The following is a 17,649-nucleotide window of genomic DNA, read 5'->3' as shown; positions in this document are numbered from 1 at the left end:
GCCCGCGCGGTATCAGGGTAACGATCCGCCCAGCGTAGCCGTCCGGCGTCCGCGGCCCACCGGCCGTCCGGAATCCGTCAGCCGACGGGCTCGGCGACGTGCACGCCCACGGTGCCCGCGTAGCCGGGCAGTGTCACGGAGTCGTGTTCGGCGACCTTCCAGCCGAGGCCGTACGCGGCCACGTAGCGCTGATAGTTCTGGATCGAGGGCGAGGCGTCCAGCGCCCGGCGCAGCTCGTCCGGATCGCCGACGGCCGTCACGGCGTACGGCGGGGAGTAGACGCGGCCCTGGAGGATCAGGGTGTTGCCGACGCAGCGCACGGCGCTGGTGGAGATGAGGCGCTGGTCCATCACCCGGATCCCCTCGGCGCCGCCCTGCCACAGGGCGTTGACCACGGCCTGCACGTCCTGCTGGTGGATCACCAGGTCGTCGGGCTGCGGCTCGGGCACCCCGGGGATCAGCGCCTGCGCGTCCGGCGGGGCGTCCTGCAGCGTGACGGTCAGCCCGGCGCCGCCGAGGCGGCTGGTGCCGGCGATGTCCTCGAGCCGGCGCATCCGGCGCCGGGACGCGGTGTCGCCGCCGGAGTCGCGTTCGGCGAGGTCGTCGATGCCGTCGCGCAGGGAGGAGGTCTGCCGGTCGAGCTCCGCGTTGTCGTCGTCGCGTTCCTGGATCAGGTCGCTGAGCCGCAGCATGGAGTCGTCGGTCCGCAGGTTCACGCCCTGCGCCGTGTGAAAACTGGTCCAGAAGAGGAGACCGGCGAGCCCGAAGACACCCAGTGTCAGGACCCGGACCGGCCGGATCCCGCGCATCGGAAGGCGTCCGGGGAAATTCGTCACAGTACCCTTATCTCCTTCCGGCCCCGAGAGGCACTACGCTAACGGACGCCTGGGGTAGGACTGGTCCGGCGGACGTGCTCCCCGCCCCGAGGAGCCACCGCCCGCGTTAGCAGCATCGACAGGAGAGTCTCTCGTGCCGAAGTCACGCATCCGAAAGAAGGCCGACTTCACCCCGCCGCCCGAGCGGACGGCCCAGGCCATCAGCCTGCGCGCCTCCGGTCCGCGCCGGCTGGTCGCGCCTTTGATGCTCGCGCTCTTCCTGATCGGGCTGGCCTGGATCGTCGTGTTCTACGTCACATCCGGCGACTACCCGGTGGGCGCGCTGAACAACTGGAACATCGTGGTGGGCTTCGGCTTCATCGCGGCCGGGTTCGTGGTCTCCACCCAGTGGAAGTAGGGGGCGACCGGTGACGGGACACGGTCCCGTCACCCACATCCCTCAAGTTATCCACAGGTCATCCACAGCTGTGCAAAAACCCGAAGATCTGTGGATAGCCTTGCCGGGGTTGACGCCGGTGTGACGTTTCACTCGGTCTGGTGAGCGGGGAAAACCCTTGATCTCCCAGCGGAAACGCAGATCTGTTCGGTCACGGACCGTGTCGGCACCCCGTGCACACCCTCGGCGACAGCCTGTGGACAAGTCGCCGGGAGCGCAGGTCAGACAGCATGGGCCCGGGTCCTTCGAGGACCCGGGCCCCGCTCGTCTCAGCCGCGCTCGATGACCACCGACTCGATGACCACGTCCTTCGTCGGGCGGTCGTTGCGCCCGGTGGCCGTGGTGGCGATCGAGTCGACGACCTTCTGGCCGGCCGCGTCCTCGACCTCACCGAAGATGGTGTGCCGCCGGTTCAGGTGCGGGGTCGGGCCGACGGTGATGAAGAACTGCGAACCGTTGGTGCCCGGGCCGGCGTTGGCCATGGCCAGCAGATACGGCTTGTTGAACGACAGCTCCGGGTGGAACTCGTCCGCGAACTCGTACCCCGGACCGCCCATGCCGTTCCCCAGCGGGTCGCCGCCCTGGATCATGAAGCCGGAGATCACGCGGTGGAAGACGGTCCCGTCGTAGAGCCTGTCCGTGGACTTCTTCCCGGTCGCCGGGTTCGTCCACTCGCGCTTGCCCTCCGCGAGCTCGGTGAAGTTCGCCACCGTCTTCGGGGCGTGGTTCTCGAAGAGCTTCACCTTGATGTCGCCGTGGTTCGTCTTCAGGGTGGCGTACAGCTGCTCAGCCACGATCTACCTTCCATAGTCTGCTGGGACGTCTACCGATCCTGCCACGAAGCCGCGGCGGTCCGGACCAGACCTTGACACGGCGTTTGTCGGGGGACCGCCGGCCGAGGAGGTCGGTACGTCCAGTTTGGCCTACTCCGACGTGCCGAGCCTCGAAGCCGGACGCATGATCTGTAAACGGGTGGATACGCGTACCGCACGACACCGCATACGAGCTCCGCCGGACCTGCCGAATGCCACGAGGAGGAGGAATCCCGTGACCCGCAACCACAGCGCGCACACGGCCAGCGCGACCGTGAGGCACGCAGCTGAGGTGGTGGCACCGTATGCCAGCTCAGCGAGGGACCAGTATCTGCAGATAGCGGGCCAGTGCGCCCATTACGCCGCCGAGGCCCGCGGACGTTACGGTCCGAAGGTCGCCGGCATGGCCCAGGACGCACACCAGGCCTACGGCACCCACGTCGCCCCCCGGATGCGCAAGGCCCGCGCGAAGATGCCCGACGGGGTGGACCGCGCCGCGACCCGCGCCGCCGACGGCACCCGGCGCGCCGCCCTGTACACCGCCCCCCGGGTCATCGGGGCCGCCGTCGCCACCCGGCAGTTCGCGGTCCCCGTGGCCCGCGAGACATGGTCCCGCTCGCACGCCGCGCTGCACGCGCTGCGGGGGCACATCACACCGGAGGAGATCGACGCCCTGGCCCGTCGGCGCCGGCGGCGCTCGGTCGCCGGCCGCGCGGCCCGCAACGCCGCCGTCGCCGGGGTCCTGGGCGCGGGGGCGGTCGCCGCCTGGCGCTGGTGGGACCGGCAGGTGAACCCGGACTGGCTGGTGGAGCCGCCGGCCGCGGCGGAGGTCCGCCAGGAGGCGCGGATCGAGGACGACACGGAGTACATGGACCGCGAGGCCCGCGTCGAGCACGCGGAGACGTCCCCGGACACGGACCTCGACACGGAGCAGCAGCCCGAGGACCTGAACGAGGCCGGCGAGCCGACGGACACCACGCGCGCGTACTACGAGCGCGAGGACGACCGGTAGCGGGGAAAACGACGGGGGACCTGTCCGTGCGTCACGGACAGGTCCCCCGGTTCGCGTGGAGCCTAGGAGAGTCGAACTCCTGACATCCGCCATGCAAAGACGGCGCTCTACCAACTGAGCTAAGGCCCCGCGGTACCGCAGACAGCGTACCTGGTCCGAGGGAGGATCCCGTAAAGCTTTGACGGCCGCCCGGGGCCTCGCAGACCCTGTATAGGGACGGCTGCGCTCCGTAGGATGCGTGACGGGACTTCGCAGGAGTGAAGAACGCCACAGGGTGCATCAGGGGAGGCGGCGGCCATGGACGAGACTCGCAGAGACGCCAGTGAGAGGGCGCGCGAACAGCAGCGCGGCTGGTACGGGGAACCGCTCGGCGTCCTCTTCCGCAGGCTCATAGAGGATCTCGGCCTCAACCAGGCCCGGCTGGCCGGCATCCTCGGCATCTCCGCCCCGATGCTCTCCCAGCTGATGAGCGGCCAGCGCGCCAAGATCGGCAACCCGGCCGTGGTCCAGCGCGTCCAGGCGCTGCAGGAACTCGCCCGCGAGGTGTCCGTCGGCGGTGTCAGCGCGGCGGAGGCGGCCTCGCGGATGGACGCCATCCGCAAGAACGCCGGGGGCGCGGTGCTGAGCACGACGACGACGAGCACGGCGACCGGTGCCACCACCGTGCGCCGGGTCGTACGGGAGATCCAGTCGCTGCTGCGCTCCGTCGCGGGGGCGGCCGACATCATCGAAGCGGCGGACTCGCTCGCCCCCGCCCACCCGGAGCTGGCAGAGTTTCTGCGTGTGTACGGCGCCGGGCGGACCGCCGACGCGGTCGCCCACTACGAGGCGCACCAGAACTGATCCGGACGACAGGGGACGGGGCACGGCGCCATGGGTGAGGTCTTCGCCGGGAGATACGAGCTGGTCGACCCGATCGGCAGGGGCGGTGCGGGCGCCGTATGGCGCGCGTGGGACCAGCGCCGCAAGCGGTATGTGGCGGCGAAGGTGCTGCAGCAGTCGGACGCGCACGCGCTGCTGCGGTTCGTCCGCGAGCAGGCGCTGCGCATCGACCACCCGCATGTGCTGGCGCCGGCCAGCTGGGCGGCCGACGACGACCAGGTCCTGTTCACGATGGACCTGGTCAGCGGTGGTTCGCTGGCTCATCTGAGCGGGGACTACGGGCCGCTGCCGCCGCGTTACGCCGTGACGCTGCTGGACCAGCTGCTCGCGGGGCTGGACGCGGTGCACGCGGAGGGCGTGGTGCACCGGGACATCAAACCAGCCAACATCCTGCTGGAGGCCACCGGTACGGGCCGCCCGCATCTGAAGCTGTCGGACTTCGGCATCTCGATGCGCAAGGGCGAGGCACGGCTGACGGAGACCAACTTCGTGGTCGGCACGCCCGGTTACTTCGCCCCGGAGCAGATGCTGGGCGCGGAGCCGGACTTCCCGGCGGACCTGTACGCGGTGGGGCTGGTCGGGCTGTATCTGCTGACCGGGGCGAAGCCGGACGCCAAGGAGATGTTCGAGCTGTTCCTGCGCGAGGGCACGCCCCCGGCGCCCGCGGGGGTGCCGGAGCCGCTGTGGCAGGTGCTGGCGGGGCTGCTGCAGCCGGATCCGCAGGCCCGGTTCCGGACGGCGACGGGGGTGCGCAAGGCGCTCGCGTCGGCGGCGGAGCTGCTGCCGGAGGCGGCGGGGGACGAGGAGCCGGTGGAGGTCTTCGACCAGATCGGACCGCTGCCGCAGGGGTACGGGCCGCAGGGGCCGGAGCCGGCGCCCGCCCCCGTCGCGGAGGGCTTCGGCCCGCCGGGAACGTCCCCCACGGGCAGCTTCCCGCTGGCACCGCCCGCCGCCGTCCCGGCCCAGCCCCAGCCCCAGCCCCAGGCTCCGGCGACGCCCACGCCCACCCCGCAGACCGGCCCCCTGGCCCCGCCGGGGCCCACCCGGCCGTATACGGCGCCGCCACGGCCCCGTACGCCCCGACAGGCCCGTACCGCCGGCGCCGGGCCGCCGGTGAAGGTCGTCGTACCGGTGGTCGTCGTCGCGCTGCTGTGCCTGGCGGTCGGCTTCTGGGCGCTGGCGACCGGCTGACCCCGTACCAGAAGACCGGCCTCCCCCCGCGTCGGGGGAGGCCGGTGCGTCACTGCCCGGGATATCCGTACCCGCCGCCCGGCGGCTGCTGCTGGTACGGGTTCTCCGGCAACGCCCCCACCGGCGCCGTCGGAGAACCCCGGCGGGCCAGCAGCGTCCACACGCCGAGCCCGGCGAGCAGCAGCACCCCGGCGCCGATGCCGGCGTACGCGATGACCGTCTTGGTATCGCTGCCGGCGGCCGCCTCCGCCGCGGTGAGCCCCCGCTGCGCGGCGTCCCGGTCCCTGTCGGTGAGGCCGAAGCCGGCCTGCGCCGCGTCGCCGTCGTACTGCGGGCCCTCCTTCGCCGTACCGCCGATCGTGGTGCGCAGGGTGACCGGGACGGCGCCCTTGACGAAGTCGCCGACGTCCTGGCTGACGTGCACGGTGACGAGATACCAGCCGGCGTAGGCGTAGCCGTTGATGTCGTCGTCGGCGGTGCGGTTGGCGTAGTCGACCTTCGGGGTGTAGTTGACGACCTGTGTCTGCTCGCGGCCGTTGTAGCCCTCCGCGCCGCCGCCGATGTGCCAGCCGCTGGGGCTGTAGTACTCGACGGAGACCCCGTCGCCGAGCCAGGCGCTCTCGTCGGTGACCGGTGCGGTCCCGAACTCGGCGTACGTGCTGAGCGACTGCCCCCAGTCCAGCGGCACCCGGTAGTACTTCGTCTGCCCGGGCAGCACCTTGTCCTTCCACACGCCGTCGCCCATGCCGACCGCGTCGTCCTGCCCCGCGCCGCCGGCGATGTCCCGGACGGTGGCGGTGGTGTTGGGCCGCGGGGTGGCGCTGGGGTAGACCTGCGGCTGTCCGGCGGCCGGGCCGGACTTCACCGGCGGCTCGGCCCTGGGACGCAGCTCCAGCGTCCACGGGTTGGGGGTGGAGGTGGGGTCGCTCAGGCGCTCGATGAGCACGTTGTAGACGCCTGCCTCCTGGCAGTCCCCCTCCGGGTCGATACGGCGGGCCGCGGCGTCGATCAGCGGCCGGTTGCGGCCGTCGAAGCCGAACTTCTCGTCGGCGCCGCCGCACTTGGTGTTGTCGGCGCTGAGGAGCTGTACGTCGAAGCCGTCGCCGTAGGCGACCTTGTCGCCGGGCCGGGGAATGGCCGTGACCCCGACGAACGTGCTCGACCGCGCATCGAGGTTGATCTTGTAATAGAGCTTCTCGCCGGGGTCGATGGTGTCGAGATACACCTCGCCCGCCTCGAGCATCGGCCCGTCCGCGCTGCTCGCGGCGCCCTTCGTCTCCCGCGCGCCGTCGGCGGTCCGGTACGCCCGCGCGTCCGTCTGTTCCTGCCCGGCCACGGGGGCCGCGCTCGCGGCGAGCACCCCCAGCGCCAGGGCCGCGGCCGCCGCGGCCTTCCTGCCGTTCACCTGGTCCCCCTCTGCCTGGTCCGTCGTACGACGGCGAATACGATCACCGCGACGAGTAGCAGCCCGCCGCCCGTGGCGCCCGCGATCAGCGGAATGCCGGCGCCATCGTCGCCGCTGCCGCCGCCCGCCGTGGTCTTCTTGCCGTTTTCGTTGCCGTCCCGCGCCTGCAGCGCCGGGGCGTTGTGCTGCGGTCCGGCCTTGGCCCGTCCGCCGACGGCGACGCGCAGGACGACGCCGATGGCGGCGTTGCGCGCGAACCGGGCGGCGTTCGGGCCGAGGCGGACGGCGATGTAGTAGTCCCCGCGGTGCCGTACGGGCACCACGGCGCCGTCGGTCTCCCAGCGGTTGGTCCAGCTGACCGGCACGGTGCCGAGGTCGGCGGCGACCGGTTCACCGTAGTAGCTCTTGGAGCTGGTGTACGGGCCGTCGCCGATGGCGTTGCGTCCCTCGGCGAACAGGTCGGTGTCGACGTACGACGACACCCCGCCGCCCTCCCGGAGGGTCGGCTCATTGGCGAACTCGGCGCGGTAGCGCAGCTGCTGCCCCCAGCCGACCGGGATCCGGTAGTACGTGGTCTGCCCGGGCAGCAGCCGGTCCCGCCACACACCGGGCGTGAGCGCGGTGGCGTCGTTGAAACCGGTGCCGCCCTCGATGTCCTGCGGCTCCCCGGTGGGCAGCTGCACGTCGCCGTACTCGGTCTCGGACTGCGCCGGGACCAGCCCCTGCTTCAGGGGATCCTCCAGCCCGAAGCGCAGCTCCACCGGCCAGCGGGCCCGGTCGGCGCCGGGTGAGGTGACGCGGGCGACGGAGAGCAGATACCGGCCGGCCCGGTCGCAGGCATGGCCGCCGTCGGAGCTGGGCACCCGGCTGACGGCGTTGGTGAGGACGTGGGCGCCCTCCTCCTGGCGCTGGTCGTCGCTCTGCGCGTCGCACTGGGAGGTGTACGTGTCGGTGGCGGTGAGCCGCAGGTCGATCCCGTCGCCGTACTTCACCGCGACCCCGGGCTGCGGGACGGCCGTGACGCCGAAGTCGGCGGCGGAGGAGGCGTCGAGGGTGGCGGCGTACCACTTGGTCTCGCCGGGTCCGATGCTGTCCAGGAACTGCCCCGGCCGGCTCAGCTCCGCGGCGTCTTCGGCCGTCGGCCCGCCGTCGACGGGGGCGCCCTTGAAGCGGTAGCCGTGGGCGGAGAGGCGTCCGGCGCGCTCCAGCTGGCGGCCCAGCGCGTCGGCGTCGGGAGCGTCGTAGTACGAGCCGTGGCCGGCCTCGGCGACGCACTCGAGCTGGGCGCGGGCCCTGCCCTTCACCTGGAAGCCGATGGTGTCGATCCGCAGGTCGATCCCCTTCTTGCCCAGCTCCGCGGCGACTTCGCAGGGCTCCGGGGCGCCGCAGTTGTCCTCGCCGTCGGAGATCAGCAGGATCGACCGGTGCCCCAGCGCCCCCGGGGCGGTCGCGGGCAGGTCCTCGGCCGCCTGGCGCAGCGCGTAGCCGATGGGGGTATCCCCCTTGGGCCGTACGGCCGCCACGGCCGCCTTGACGCCGTCGCGGTCCAGGGGCCGGACGGGCTGGACGAGCCGGGTGTCGGTGCAGCCGCGCGTCTTGTCGGCGCCGTAGACGCGCAGACCGGTGGGGTAGCCGTCGGGCAGGCTGTCCACGACGTTGCCGACGGCGGTGCGGGCGGCGTCGATGCGCGTACCGCCGCTGCCGTCGTCGTCGCGCATGGAGCCGGAGGAGTCCAGCACCATGATCAGGCCGCTGTTGTCGTAGTCGGGTTGCTGGGTGCGTACGGAAGCGGTGGCCGGCGGTGCGGCGGTCAGCAGCAGGATCGCGCCCGCGACGGCTCCCGCCGTCAGTCCTCGCATGTCATGTCCCCCCTCGTTCGCGAAGTGACTACGAGCACCCTAGGAGATGTGCAATAGCAAACACCAGGGGTAGGCTGTCACAGCCCCGCTACAGCGGATCCGCCCTGCCGAAGCCCGCAGACGCAAAGATCCCGCAACGCAAGAACCCCGGCCTCCGCACGATGGCGGGGGTCCGGGGTTCCGGAAACCTCGTATCAGACGCCCGAGCTGGACGGCACCGAGTCGGTGGCCTCCGTCCACAGGTCCTGCTCGGCGCGGTCCGCCTGGATCTGGCGGTACACGAGGAGCCCGCCCAGAGCGGCCAGTGCGACCAGGAACAGCTTCTTCACCGCGCTACCTCGTTATTCGTTAGGCATTTGGGACCTTCCGGCCCCGATGATACACAGCACCCGCCGCCCCGGTTTCCGCTTCCCCCCACCCTCACCCGGACCGGCCCGACGGGGGACACGAAGAAGCCCCCGGTGGAATCCACCGGGGGCTCTCTCTGCGGTGCGGGTACCAGGACTTGAACCTGGGGCCTCATCCTTATCAGGGATGCGCTCTAACCGTCTGAGCTATACCCGCCTGCCGACCCCTGAAGATTAGCGCACCAGGGGCCGAGTCCCAAAATCGGTTGTCCAGGGCCGCTGACCGGCGACTACTCGTCCTCCGCCAGTGTCAGCTCGACCCCGCCGACGAAGCCGGCGGACAGGTTGTAGATGAACGCGCCGAGCGTCGCGAGCGCCGTCGCGAGCACCACGTCGATCACCGCGATCACCGCCGTGAAGCTCAGCACCCGCGGCAGCGACAGGAACGACTCCAGGTCGAACGTCTTGTTCCCCTCGGCCTCGGTGGCCTCCGCGAGGGTGGAACCGACGGTGGAGAAGACCCCCATCGCGTCCAGCACCATCCACAGCATCGCCACGGCCACGACCGTGCACAGCCCGAGGGCTATGGACAGCAGGAAGCTGACCTTCATCACCGACCACGGATCGGCCTTCGCCACCCGCAGCCGCGCCTTGCGCGTCCGCGGCACCGTCCGCGCCCCGGTACGGGACCGGCGCACCGCCGCGGAGTTGCGCGCCCCGCGTCCGGAGCCCCGGCCGTGCGCGGCACCGTGCGCGGCCGGGGCCGGGGCCGGGGCGGCGGCCGGCGGCTGGTACGCCTGCGGCGGGTGATGCGGCCCCGGCGCGACCGGCGGCAGGGCCGGCGGGGGCGGCAGCGGGCCCGCGGCGGCCGGATCGGCCGGCGCCTGCGCGGCGGCATGCGTACGGCCCGCTTCGCCCGTATGACGGGTGTCGGTCACGGTTCCCCCCTGACTCCCCGACGTGGCGGGGCCCCGGGCGCCGTCGTCCTCACCGGGCGGCGAGTCCGCGGGGACATACCCTTCGCGGCTCGCCCCGGCGCCCGTGGCTCCACTCACGTCTACTCCCTCACACGCTAGTCGGCGGAGCCGGGCGTGACATCGCCCTCGTCCACCGGCCGACCGTCGGCGGCCTCTGCACCGTTCGACGTCTCGGACGCCTCATCCGTTGCGTCGTCGACCTCTTCAGCTTCACGCCCGGCCTCGGCGTTACGGGCGATGCCCACCACGGCATCCCGCTTGCCCAGGTTGATCAGCTGGACGCCCATGGTGTCACGGCCCGTCTCCCTGACCTGATCGACCCGTGTACGGATGACGCCGCCGGAGAGCGTGATGGCGAGGATCTCGTCGTTCTCCTCGACCACCAGCGCGCCCACCAGCGAGCCCCGGTCCTCCACGATCTTGGCGGCCTTGATTCCGAGGCCGCCGCGGCCCTGGACACGGTATTCGTCGACATTCGTGCGCTTCGCGTACCCGCCATCGGTGGCGGTGAACACGAACGTACCGGGCCGGACGACATTCATCGAGAGGAGTTCGTCACCCTCCCGGAAAGACATTCCCTTAACACCCGAGGTCGCACGCCCCATGGGCCGCAGCGCATCGTCCGTTGCGGTGAACCGGATGGATTGGGCCTTCCTGCTGACAAGCAGAAGATCATCCTCCGCCGACACCAGCTCCGCGCCGATCACCTCGTCCGGGGAGCCGTCCGGCATCTCCCGCAGATTGACCGCGATGACACCGCCCTGACGGGGCGAGTCGTAGTCCTTCAGCGGCGTCTTCTTCACCAGGCCGGCCTTCGTCGCCAGCACCAGGTACGGCGCCGCCTCGTAGTCCCGGATCGCCAGGATCTCCGCGATGGCCTCGTCCGGCTGGAACGCCAGCAGATTCGCCATGTGCTGGCCCTTGGCGTCCCGCCCGGCATCCGGCAGCTCGTACGCCTTCGCCCGGTAGACCCGGCCCTTGTTCGTGAAGAACAGCAGCCAGTGGTGCGTGGTGGAGACGAAGAAGTGGTCGACGATGTCGTCCTCGCGCAGCCGCGCCCCGCGCACGCCCTTGCCGCCGCGGCGCTGCGAGCGGTAGTCCTCGGTCTTGGTGCGCTTGACGTAGCCGCCGCGGGTCACCGTGACGACGATGTCCTCCTCGGCGATCAGGTCCTCGATGGACATGTCGCCGTCGAACGGCACCAGCGCCGAGCGGCGGTCGTTGCCGAACTTCTCCACGATCACCGCGAGCTCCTCGCTGATGATCTGCCGCTGCCGCTCCGGGGAGGCCAGGATCGCGTTGTACTCGTCGATCTTCGCCTGCAGCTCGTCGTGCTCCGCGACGATCTTCTGCCGCTCCAGGGCGGCCAGCCGGCGCAGCTGCATCTCCAGGATCGCGTTCGCCTGGATCTCGTCGATGTCGAGGAGGTCCATCAGGCCGTGGCGGGCGACGTCCACCGTGTCCGACCGCCGGATCAGCGCGATGACCTCGTCGATCGCGTCCAGGGCCTTCAGCAGGCCGCGCAGGATGTGGGCGCGCTCCTCGGCCTTGCGCAGCCGGAAGGTCGTACGCCGCACGATCACGTCGATCTGGTGCGTCACCCAGTGCCGGATGAACGCGTCCAGCGACAGCGTCCGCGGCACCCCGTCGACCAGCGCCAGCATGTTGGCGCCGAAGTTCGTCTGCAGGTCGGTGTGCTTGTACAGGTTGTTCAGCACGACCTTCGCAACCGCGTCGCGGCGCAGCACGATCACCAGCCGCTGGCCCGTACGCGAGGACGTCTCGTCCCGTACGTCCGCGATCCCGCCGACGCGGCCGTCCTTCACCAGCTCGGCGATCTTGTTCGCCAGGTTGTCCGGGTTCACCTGGTACGGCAGCTCGGTGACCACCAGGCACTGGCGGTCCTGGATCTCCTCCACCGCCACCACGGCCCGCATGGTGATCGAGCCGCGGCCCGTGCGGTACGCCTCCTCGATGCCCTTCTTCCCGACGACGAGCGCGCCGGTCGGGAAGTCGGGGCCCTTGATGCGCTCCATCAGCGCCTCGAGGAGGTCCTCGTTGGACGCGTCCGGGTGCTCCAGATACCACTGGACGCCGTCGGCGACCTCGCGCAGATTGTGCGGCGGGATGTTCGTCGCCATGCCGACCGCGATGCCCGCCGAGCCGTTGACCAGCAGGTTCGGGAAGCGGGCCGGGAGGACGGAGGGCTCCTGGGAGCGGCCGTCGTAGTTGTCCCCGAAGTCGACGGTCTCCTCGTCGATGTCGCGGAGCATCTCCATCGCCAGCGGCGCCATCTTGCACTCGGTGTAGCGCATGGCGGCCGCCGGGTCGTTGCCCGGGGAGCCGAAGTTGCCGTTGCCGTCGACCAGCGGCATCCGCATCGACCACGGCTGCGCGAGACGCACCAAGGCGTCGTAGATCGCCGAGTCGCCGTGCGGGTGGTAGTTGCCCATCACGTCACCGACGACGCGGGCGCACTTGTAGAAACCGCGCTCCGGCCGGTAACCGCCCTCGTACATCGCGTACAGCACCCGGCGGTGCACGGGCTTGAGCCCGTCGCGCACGTCCGGCAGCGCACGCGAGACGATCACCGACATCGCGTAGTCGAGGTAGCTGCGCTGCATCTCCGTCTCCAGGGAGACGGGCTGCAGCCGCAGCGCGCCACTGGAGTTGAGGGTGTCGTCGTCCGCAGCGGGGGTCACGGGGGTCTCGCCGTTCTCGTCGGCCATTGCTAGGTCTCAGTCCTTGTCTCGGGTCTACGGCGGCCGGCCGTACGCCGTACGGCCGGCCGGGCCGACTCAGATGTCGAGGAAGCGAACGTCCTTGGCGTTGCGCTGGATGAACGAGCGGCGGGCCTCCACGTCCTCGCCCATCAGGACGGAGAACAGATCGTCCGCGGCCGCCGCGTCGTCGAGCGTCACATGCCGCAGCACCCGGTGGTCGGCGTCCATGGTGGTGATCCGCAGCTCCTCCGCGTTCATCTCACCCAGACCCTTGAACCGCTGCACCGAGTCGTCCTTGATGCGCTTGCCGGCCGCCCGGCCCAGCTCGATCAGCTGATCGCGCTCACGGTCGGAGTACGCGTACTCGTACTCGTCCCGGGTCCACTTGATCTTGTACAGCGGGGGCTGGGCGAGGAACACGTGCCCGCCCTCGATCAGCGGCCGCATGAACCGGAACAGCAGCGTGAGCAGCAGCGTCTGGATGTGCTGCCCGTCGATGTCGGCGTCCGCCATCAGAATGATCTTGTGATACCGGAGCTTCGCCAGATCGAAGTCCTCGTGGATGCCCGTGCCGAACGCCGAGATCAGCGCCTGGACCTCCTGGTTCTGCAGGACCTTGTCGATCCGGGCCTTCTCCACGTTCAGGATCTTGCCGCGGATCGGCAGGATGGCCTGGTACTTCGGGTTACGGCCGGACTTCGCCGAACCGCCGGCGGAGTCACCCTCGACGATGAAGATCTCGCACTTCGACGGGTCGTTGGACTGGCAGTCCGCCAGCTTGCCCGGCAGCGACGCCGACTCCAGCAGCCCCTTGCGCCGCGTCAGATCCCGCGCCTTGCGCGCGGCCACCCGGGCCGTCGCCGCCTGGATCGACTTGCGGATGATGTCCGCCGCCTCGTTCGGATTGCGGTCGAACCAGTCCGTCAGATGCTCGTGCGTCGCCTTCTGCACGAAGGTCTTGGCCTCCGTGTTGCCCAGCTTCGTCTTCGTCTGGCCCTCGAACTGCGGCTCGCTCAGCTTCACCGAGATGATCGCCGTCAGACCCTCACGGATGTCCTCGCCCGTCAGGTTGTCGTCCTTCTCCCGCAGCAGCTTCTTGTCCCGCGCGTAGCGGTTCACCAGGCCCGTCAGCGCGGCCCGGAAGCCCTCCTCGTGCGTACCGCCCTCATGCGTGTGGATCACGTTGGCGAAGCTGTACACACCCTCGCTGTACTGCGTGTTCCACTGCATCGCGATCTCCACCGACAGCTTCCTGTCGGTGTCCTCCGCGTCGAAGTCGATCACCGTCGGATGCACCGGCTCGCCCTTGCGGGAGTTCAGGTGCTTCACGAAGTCGGTGATACCGCCCTCGTAGTGGTACGTGACGGTCCGCGCCGACTCGTCGTCCGGCGCCTGGGCCGACTCCGCGCCCGCCGTCTGCCGGGCGGTCTCCCGCTCGTCGGTCAGCGAGATCGTCAGCCCCTTGTTCAGGAACGCCATCTCCTGGAACCGGCGCGACAGGGTCTCGAACGAATACTCCGTCGTCTCGAAGACGTCGCCGTCCGCCCAGAACGTGACCGACGTACCGGTCTCGCTCGTCGCCTCGTGCCGCGCCAGGTCCGCCGTCGGCACACCCAGCTTGTACTCCTGCGTCCAGCGGTAACCGTCGGTCTTGATCTCCACCGCCAGCCGCGTCGACAGCGCGTTCACCACCGAGACGCCCACGCCGTGCAGGCCGCCGGAGACCGCGTACCCGCCGCCGCCGAACTTGCCGCCCGCGTGCAGGACCGTCAGCACGACCTCCACGGCCGGCTTGCCCTGCGACTTCTGGATGCCCACCGGGATACCGCGGCCGTTGTCGACGACGCGCACGCCGCCGTCCGCCAGCAGCGTCACCTCGATATGGGTGGCGTACCCCGCCATGGCCTCGTCGACCGAGTTGTCGACGACCTCCTGAACGAGGTGGTGCAGACCCCGCTCACCGGTCGAGCCGATGTACATGCCGGGGCGCTTGCGCACCGCGTCGAGGCCCTCGAGCACGGTGATCGCGTCGGCGTCGTACGACGCTTCGCCGGCGGTCTTGTTGGCGGGGATGGACTCGTTGGGGTTGCCGGAATCGGCCACGAAGCGCCCTTTCTGGCACAGGTGGGGCCACTCTCCTGACTACGTCCGGGTGGCCACATCGAGTGGTACTGAGGTCGACATGATCCGCAAGCGGCGGATGCCATCCAGTCTACCGGTAGCCACCGACAGAATGACGGTTTGGCGGCCCCTGTATCCCCCTCAGCCGCTACGCGGGACGCCCGTCCGACTCCCCACACACGAACGGGGCCTCCAAGAGCCCCTGACAGCCGTTGCGGGCTTCGCCGTGTCAAGGAAACGATAGTGTGAGCGAGATCACGCCGGATCCACGGTTCGCCGACCGTCCCGCACCCCACCAGCGGGCCCCTCACCCGTAGGTGTCACCCGGCCCGCGGCTGCCCGGCGCCCGCAGCCGCCCGTACCGCTGCGGCGGCCCGGCCGGCCCCTGCACCTTGATGAACGACACCGTCCCCGCACCCAGATCGTCGTTCAGCCGGCGCAGCAACTGCGGCGCCAGCAGGCGCAACTGCGTCGCCCACGCCGTCGAATCGCACCGCACGACCAGCACCCGCTCCCCCTCGTCGTACGACGACGGCGAACAGTGCTGCGCCACCTCGGCACCGACCACATCCGGCCAGCGCCCCATCACCCCGCCCACCGCGGCCGGCGCCTCCCAGCCCCGCTCCGCGATCAGCCGCCCGATCGCCGCCCCCAGCGGCAGCGGATCCCGCCCGTCCGCCCCCGCGCCCGACCGCAGCCCGCCGCCCCGCCGGGCCTGACGCCGCTGCTGCTGGGCCGCGCCCCGCGCCTTGGCCTGCTCCTTCGCCGCCCGCAGCGCCACGCGCGCCAGATCGATGCCCGAGGGCTCCTTCTTTTCGGCCCCGCTCACGCCGCCCGCACCTCGCCGTCCGACACCGCGAACCGCGCCCCCGACAACACCCCCGGCACATCCTCCGCCACCGCCGCCGTGATCAGCACCTGCTCCGCCGGCGCCACCAGCTCCGCCAGCCGCTCCCGCCGCCGCGAATCCAGCTCCGCGAACACGTCGTCCAGCACCAGCACCGGCTCCGCGCCCTCCGACCCCAGCAGCTCGTACGACGCCAGCCGCAGCGCCAGCGCGAACGACCAGGACTCCCCGTGGCTCGCGTAACCCTTCGCCGGCAGCTCACCCAGCTTCAGCACCAGATCGTCCCGGTGCGGCCCCACCAGGGTCACCCCGCGCTCGATCTCCTGCTTGCGCACCCCGGCCATCGACGCCATCAGCAGCTCGTACAGCTCGTCCCGCGACGACGCCCCCGCCAGCCCCTCGACCGACGCCCGGTACTCAAACCCCAGCGGGCCGCCGCCCGGCGCCACCTGCTCGTACGCCTTGTCCGCCAGCGGCTGCACCGCCGCGATCAGCTCCAGCCGCTGCGCCAGCACCTCCGCCGCCACCCGCGCCAGATGCTGGTCCCACACGTCCAGCGTCGACAGATCCAGCTGCCGCCCGCCGTGCCGGCGCGCCATCGCCGCCGTCTTCAGCAGGGTGTTCCGCTGCTTGAGCACCCGCTCGTAGTCGCTGCGCACCCCCGCCATCCGCGGATGCCGCGCGGTGACGAGGTCGTCCAGGAACCGCCGCCGCTCCCCCGGATCCCCCTTCACCAGGGCCAGATCCTCCGGCGCGAACAGCACCGTCCGGACGATCCCCAGCACGTCCCGCGGCCGCACCTGCGACGACCGGTTGATCCGCGCCCGGTTCGCCCGCCCCGGGTTCAGCTCCAGCTCCACCAGCTGCTGGCGGCCCTGATGCTCCACCGCCGCCCGGATCACGGCGCGCTGCGCGCCCATCCGCACCAGGGGCGCGTCACTCGACACCCGGTGGCTGCCCAGCGTCGACAGATAGCCGACCGCCTCGACCAGATTCGTCTTCCCCTGGCCGTTCGGGCCCACGAAAGACGTCACGCCCGGACCGAGGGAGACCTCGGCCCGGGCGTACGAACGGAAGTCGGCCAGCGAAAGATGCGTCACGTGCATAAGGACGGCCGACCTCCCCCAGCCTGTGGATGGTTACTTGTTCTCGACCGCGTGCCCGCCGAACTGATTCCGCAGGGCCGCGATCATCTTCATCTGGGGCGAGTCGTCCTGGCGCGAGGCGAACCGCGCGAACAGCGACGCGGTGATCGCCGGCAGCGGCACCGCGTTGTCGATCGCCGCCTCCACCGTCCAGCGGCCCTCGCCCGAGTCCTGCGCGAATCCGCGCAGCTCAGCCAGGTGCTCGTCGTCGTCCAGCGCCCGCACCGCCAGGTCCAGCAGCCAGGAACGGATGACCGTCCCCTCCTGCCAGCTGCGGAAGACCTCACGTACGTCCGTCACGGAGTCCACGGCCTCGAGCAGCTCCCAGCCCTCGGCGAAGGCCTGCATCATCGCGTACTCGATCCCATTGTGGACCATCTTCGCGAAATGCCCCGCGCCCACCTTGCCCGCGTGGACGTTGCCGAACTCGCCCTCGGGCTTCAGCGCCTCGAACACCGGCATCACCTTCGCCACGTGCTCGGCGTCGCCGCCGTACATCAGCGCGTAGCCGTTCTCCAGGCCCCACACACCGCCGGAGACGCCGCAGTCGACGAAGCCGATGCCCTTCGCCGCGAGCTCTCCGGCGTGCTTCTCGTCGTCCGTCCAGCGCGAGTTGCCGCCGTCCACGACCACGTCACCGGGCTCCAGCAGCTCGGCCAGCTCATCGACGGTGGACTGAGTCGCCGCACCCGCGGGGACCATCACCCACACCACACGCGGCGCCTGCAGGCCGTCCACCAGCTCCTTCAGGCTGCCCACATCCGCGAGATCCGGATTGCGGTCGTAACCGACGACGGTGTGGCCTGCGCGGCGGATGCGCTCGCGCATATTGCCGCCCATCTTGCCGAGACCGACGAGACCGAGCTCCATCACTGACCCTCCGTAACCACGACGTAATTCGCTCCCGAGCCTACGCCGGGCAAATCGAAGCCGCTCAGGCGCGGCCTCGCGGGCAGCGCGGTCAGACCGGCGTGAGCCGCTCAGCCGCACCGGCATGCTGCGTTCTTGTGGGGGATAACCCCCACACCCCCAGCCGTTGCCCGGGCCGACCCCAGA

At 70.9% G+C, this 17,649-nt stretch carries 15 protein-coding genes and 2 tRNA genes; 4 read left to right on the top strand and 13 right to left on the bottom strand.

Annotation, left to right across the window (positions count from 1 at the left end):
• Positions 1–77 precede the first annotated feature (77 nt).
• Complete coding sequence (locus SRB5_RS14180) at positions 78–809, bottom strand: DUF881 domain-containing protein (protein WP_153452401.1); 732 nt, start codon at positions 807–809, stop codon at positions 78–80.
• Positions 810–969: 160 nt separating this feature from the next.
• On the opposite strand from SRB5_RS14180, the gene crgA reads away from it, so the two are divergent.
• Positions 970–1,233 carry a cell division protein CrgA gene (gene crgA / locus SRB5_RS14175; protein ID WP_323377896.1) on the top strand — a complete coding sequence of 88 codons (264 nt, stop codon included), beginning with the start codon at positions 970–972 and terminating at the stop codon, positions 1,231–1,233.
• A gap of 308 nt (positions 1,234–1,541) precedes the next feature.
• Here crgA and SRB5_RS14170 read toward each other — a convergent pair whose 3' ends face one another.
• Complete coding sequence (locus SRB5_RS14170) at positions 1,542–2,066, bottom strand: peptidylprolyl isomerase (protein ID WP_323377895.1); 525 nt, start codon at positions 2,064–2,066, stop codon at positions 1,542–1,544.
• A gap of 163 nt (positions 2,067–2,229) precedes the next feature.
• Here SRB5_RS14170 and SRB5_RS14165 point away from each other — a divergent pair, with 163 nt between their 5' ends.
• Positions 2,230–3,096 carry a DUF5324 family protein gene (locus tag SRB5_RS14165; RefSeq protein WP_194292927.1) on the top strand — a complete coding sequence of 289 codons (867 nt, stop codon included), beginning with the start codon at positions 2,230–2,232 and terminating at the stop codon, positions 3,094–3,096.
• A gap of 56 nt (positions 3,097–3,152) precedes the next feature.
• Here SRB5_RS14165 and SRB5_RS14160 read toward each other — a convergent pair.
• Positions 3,153–3,225: transfer RNA gene (locus SRB5_RS14160), tRNA-Ala, on the bottom strand.
• A gap of 168 nt (positions 3,226–3,393) precedes the next feature.
• On the opposite strand from SRB5_RS14160, the gene SRB5_RS14155 reads away from it, so the two are divergent.
• Positions 3,394–3,939 (top strand): helix-turn-helix transcriptional regulator, encoded by a 546-nt coding sequence (locus SRB5_RS14155; RefSeq protein ID WP_153452302.1) that lies wholly within the window; start codon positions 3,394–3,396, stop codon positions 3,937–3,939.
• Positions 3,940–3,969: 30 nt separating this feature from the next.
• On the top strand, positions 3,970–5,169 hold the full coding sequence (locus SRB5_RS14150; RefSeq protein ID WP_153452301.1) for a serine/threonine-protein kinase: 1,200 nt from the start codon (positions 3,970–3,972) through the stop codon (positions 5,167–5,169).
• A 49-nt stretch (positions 5,170–5,218) separates the two neighbouring features.
• Here SRB5_RS14150 and SRB5_RS14145 read toward each other — a convergent pair whose 3' ends face one another.
• From SRB5_RS14145 to gnd, 10 genes are all read right to left on the bottom strand, one after another.
• The gene (locus tag SRB5_RS14145) at positions 5,219–6,574 is read right to left on the bottom strand and encodes a hypothetical protein (protein ID WP_153452300.1); all 1,356 of its coding nucleotides are present in this window, start codon (positions 6,572–6,574) and stop codon (positions 5,219–5,221) included.
• Positions 6,571–8,433 carry a vWA domain-containing protein gene (locus SRB5_RS14140; RefSeq protein WP_153452299.1) on the bottom strand — a complete coding sequence of 621 codons (1,863 nt, stop codon included), beginning with the start codon at positions 8,431–8,433 and terminating at the stop codon, positions 6,571–6,573. Before SRB5_RS14140 ends, SRB5_RS14145 begins: the two co-directional genes overlap by 4 nt.
• 194 nt (positions 8,434–8,627) lie before the next feature.
• Positions 8,628–8,762, bottom strand: a complete 135-nt coding sequence (locus SRB5_RS36480) for a DLW-39 family protein (protein ID WP_323377894.1) — start codon at positions 8,760–8,762, stop codon at positions 8,628–8,630.
• Between the two features lie 161 nt (positions 8,763–8,923).
• A tRNA-Ile gene (locus tag SRB5_RS14135) sits at positions 8,924–8,997 on the bottom strand.
• 73 nt (positions 8,998–9,070) lie between these two features.
• Positions 9,071–9,835 carry a DUF3566 domain-containing protein gene (locus SRB5_RS14130; protein WP_323377893.1) on the bottom strand — a complete coding sequence of 255 codons (765 nt, stop codon included), beginning with the start codon at positions 9,833–9,835 and terminating at the stop codon, positions 9,071–9,073.
• Between the two features lie 17 nt (positions 9,836–9,852).
• A complete protein-coding gene (gyrA, locus tag SRB5_RS14125; protein WP_153452298.1) occupies positions 9,853–12,486 on the bottom strand; it encodes a DNA gyrase subunit A in 2,634 nt (877 codons plus the stop codon).
• A gap of 69 nt (positions 12,487–12,555) precedes the next feature.
• The gene (gyrB, locus tag SRB5_RS14120) at positions 12,556–14,604 is read right to left on the bottom strand and encodes a DNA topoisomerase (ATP-hydrolyzing) subunit B (protein ID WP_153452297.1); all 2,049 of its coding nucleotides are present in this window, start codon (positions 14,602–14,604) and stop codon (positions 12,556–12,558) included.
• Between the two features lie 304 nt (positions 14,605–14,908).
• The gene (locus SRB5_RS14115; RefSeq protein ID WP_323377892.1) at positions 14,909–15,430 is read right to left on the bottom strand and encodes a DUF721 domain-containing protein; all 522 of its coding nucleotides are present in this window, start codon (positions 15,428–15,430) and stop codon (positions 14,909–14,911) included.
• The gene (recF, locus tag SRB5_RS14110; RefSeq protein ID WP_153452296.1) at positions 15,427–16,554 is read right to left on the bottom strand and encodes a DNA replication/repair protein RecF; all 1,128 of its coding nucleotides are present in this window, start codon (positions 16,552–16,554) and stop codon (positions 15,427–15,429) included. The genes SRB5_RS14115 and recF overlap by 4 nt, the downstream gene beginning before the upstream one ends.
• A gap of 33 nt (positions 16,555–16,587) precedes the next feature.
• On the bottom strand, positions 16,588–17,463 hold the full coding sequence (gnd, locus tag SRB5_RS14105) for a phosphogluconate dehydrogenase (NAD(+)-dependent, decarboxylating) (RefSeq protein WP_153452295.1): 876 nt from the start codon (positions 17,461–17,463) through the stop codon (positions 16,588–16,590).
• Positions 17,464–17,649 lie beyond the last annotated feature (186 nt).

The organism is Streptomyces smaragdinus, assembly GCF_009604385.1.
Classification (GTDB): Bacteria; Actinomycetota; Actinomycetes; order Streptomycetales; family Streptomycetaceae; genus Streptomyces; species Streptomyces smaragdinus.
This window is presented reverse-complemented; position numbering and strand designations above follow the sequence as displayed.